General features: G+C 71.7%; 4 protein-coding genes. 1 reads left to right on the top strand and 3 read right to left on the bottom strand.

Annotation, left to right across the window (positions count from 1 at the left end; all coding sequences use genetic code 11):
• Window position 1 precedes the first annotated feature (1 nt).
• On the bottom strand, window positions 2-511 hold the full coding sequence (locus tag ABZW32_RS39515; RefSeq protein WP_356225715.1) for a RidA family protein: 510 nt from the start codon (window positions 509-511) through the stop codon (window positions 2-4).
• A 192-nt stretch (window positions 512-703) separates the two neighbouring features.
• Window positions 704-1,438, bottom strand: coding sequence for a dienelactone hydrolase family protein (locus ABZW32_RS39520; RefSeq protein WP_356225716.1), 735 nt, complete (start codon window positions 1,436-1,438; stop codon window positions 704-706).
• Window positions 1,439-1,968: 530 nt separating this feature from the next.
• On the opposite strand from ABZW32_RS39520, the gene ABZW32_RS39525 reads away from it, so the two are divergent.
• Window positions 1,969-2,481 carry a hypothetical protein gene (locus tag ABZW32_RS39525; protein ID WP_356225718.1) on the top strand — a complete coding sequence of 171 codons (513 nt, stop codon included), beginning with the start codon at window positions 1,969-1,971 and terminating at the stop codon, window positions 2,479-2,481.
• Window positions 2,482-2,491: 10 nt separating this feature from the next.
• Here the strand turns inward: ABZW32_RS39525 and ABZW32_RS39530 are convergent.
• The coding region (locus ABZW32_RS39530) for a WYL domain-containing protein (RefSeq protein ID WP_356225720.1) at window positions 2,492-2,719 on the bottom strand (228 nt) is incomplete at its 5' end.

The following is a 2,719-nucleotide window of genomic DNA, read 5'->3' on the forward strand; positions in this document are numbered from 1 at the left end:
GTCAGGAGCGCGGTGACACCAGCGCGACGGCCTCGATCTCCACCAGCTGGTCGGGGAACGCGAGGTCCGTGACACCGAGGATGGTGTCGGTCGTACGGTGGTTGCCGTTGTACTCCTTGTGCAGCCGCGCGGCCGTGTCGAAGTTCTTGCGCAGGTCCTTGGTGTAGATCTTCATGCTGATGATCTGGCTGCGCGGGATCTTGTAGTGCGCGAGCACCTTGTCCAGGTTGTCGAACGACGTGCGCACCTGCTTCTCGAAGTCGCCGACGCCCACCAGGTTCCCCGCCGCGTCATGCGACAGCTGGCCCGAGATGTAGACCGTGTCCCCGGCTCTGATCGCCTGCGAGTAACCGTAGGACCCCTCCCACGGCACCCCGAACCCGAAGTGGTCCCAGCCGCGGCGCCCTTGGTCCTGCGCGCTGGCTCCCTGCAGTCCCGTGAAAGTGATCATCGCGGCCACGACCGCGGCCACCACGGCGGTGATGCCGACCCTGCGCCCTGACTTGGTCATTTCCCTCGTCCTTTCGTGCCCGGTGGAGCCTGGAGCCCCGACATTGACAGGGCACGAGCGAGAACTCCTCGAACGGGAATCGACTGGACGTGGAACCACCGAGCGAACCTGCACGTCTGCGTCAACGCGCCCTCCGCCAGGGGTGGTTGCCCCACCAAGGCGTGCCGCCACCCCGCCTTCGGAGGTACGTTCTCAGCCGCCGGTCAGCGTGCGGTCGAGGAGGGGGAGCAAACGGTCCCAGTGGTGCTTCAGCGCGGCGGGGTCGAAGGCATCGGTGTCGGACATGGTGAACCCGTGCACGGTACCGGGGTAGATCTCGGAGGTGTGGTCGACGCCCGCCGCTTCCAGGGCCCGGTTGAGTTCGCCCAGGGACTCGGGCGTCAGATCGCTCTCGGCGTGGCCGAAGTGGACCCGGGCCGTGATCCCGGCGAGGGCGTCGAGCCCGTCCGCCGCCACGGGAGCGTGGAACGCCGCGACGGCGGCCACCGGGCCGGGGTGGGCCGCGGCGGTACGCGTCGCCAGAAGGCCGCCGAAGCAGTAGCCGGTCACCGCGACCGGTCCGGCGGCGACCTCGGGCCGGGTGGTGAGGAACCCGAGGTAGGCGTCGGCGTCGCGCAGGGCCCGCTCGGCGGTGTGCTCCTCGATCAAGGGCATCAGCCGGGCGAAAACGGCCGGCCGGGCCTCTTCTCCGATGTACTCGGGGAGCTCGATCACCGGGGTGGGGCCGTGCCGGTAGAAGGTGTTCGGGACGAGCACGTAGTACCCGTGCCCGGCCAGTTCGCGGGCCATCTCCCGGAGCACGGGGCGGATTCCGAAGCCGTCCGGGTACATCAGGACCCCCGGGTGCCGACCGCCACCCTCGGGGAAGGCGGCGAAGGCGTCGGCCCGGCCGTCCGGGGTGGGAACGTGCAGCATCGTGGTGGGCATGTGTTCTCCTGTCGTGGTTGACGTATCGAGTGGTGGTCGACACGACAGGGGGCGGAGCCCGCGCGGCAGCGCCTGATCCGCGGTCCGGCTGCGGGCGGGCAGCGGCCCGTACGGCGCTCAGAGGAGCACCGGGTCACCGATCCGTGTGTGGCGCAGGGCCGTCCCGGTAGTCATAGCCGCACAACATAGTCCACCGGACGGGATCCGTGCCAGTACCGCGGGGGCGACCGGGCCGCCCCCGGTGTTCAGTCCGTGGACCGGTACGGCACCCGCCGGACGGCCGGGGTGTCCGCGGGGGACCCGCTGCCGTCGGCCGGCCGGGGCCCGTGCAAGATGGCGCTGCCGGCCGACACCGCGGTCGGCTCCGAGCCCGAGGAAGACCCATGTCGACCGCTGGACCCCGGCCACCGGCACCATCCGCGCCGTGGCCCCCCGCCCCTCCCCGGCGATACGGCAAGTGGCTTGCCGTCGGCGGCTGTACCGGGGCCCTGGGATGTGCCGCATTGGCGTTCGCGGCAGTGGTATGCGCCGTGGTGGCGTTGGTCGCGATGGTCTTCCTGGGGCGCCTGTGGGTGCCGGGGGCTCCGGGCGACGCCGTCGTGCTGACGAGTGCCGAGGCGGCGGGAGTGTGGGAGGACGGACACGGCGGCAGCCTCGTCCTGGCCGGGGACGGGACGTTCAGCGCATCGTCCGCCTGTGGCGACTACTTCGATCCCCGGAGCCGGGCCTCCTCCGGCTTCGGCCTCGCGTCGGTCAAGACGGGTACGGGGACCTGGGACCTGGGATCGGTATCAACGATCGGAGGCGGCAAGCCGCAGTCGACCCTTCGCATCGCGTTCAACCCCGACGGTGTGAGCGGCAGTTACGAGGCCACCGGCACGACCGTGGCCCCGATGCTCTGGGCGTACATCGGTGATCCCGACGACGGGGAGCGCTGCATCCTCACCAAGGCGGCGGTCTCCGGCGCACACGGCGCATCGCGGTCCGAACCCGGCGCCGACGTGCCCGTGTCCGTGTCCTCCGTGTCCGCCCGCGTGCCGTGAGCGGGAGGGTTCACCGGCGGGGTGCCGGCGATCGGTCGAGGTGGGGTGCGAGCGGTGCCAGTGTGGTGGGCCGCACGGCGCCGGACGCGGCCGAGCCGCGCAGCAGTTCGGCCAGGTCGTGGGGCCGGGCCGGCTCGGCGGTGGGGGCCGCGGCCGTGATGCGGTCCAGCCGGAAGCCCCGGCCGGCCCCTCGTGTGCGGCACCAGGCGATGAGGTACCACCGGCCTTCGGCGGTGAG

It is taken from the genome of Streptomyces sp. NPDC004667 (assembly GCF_040609475.1).
Lineage (GTDB): Bacteria > Actinomycetota > Actinomycetes > Streptomycetales > Streptomycetaceae > Streptomyces.

Bases quoted from the DNA above. Each gene is read 5' to 3' on its own strand.
- ABZW32_RS39515 (WP_356225715.1), bottom strand. From the start codon at position 511: ATGACCAAGTCAGGGCGCAGGGTCGGCATCACCGCCGTGGTGGCCGCG.
- ABZW32_RS39520 (WP_356225716.1), bottom strand. From the start codon at position 1,438: ATGCCCACCACGATGCTGCACGTTCCCACCCCGGACGGCCGGGCCGAC.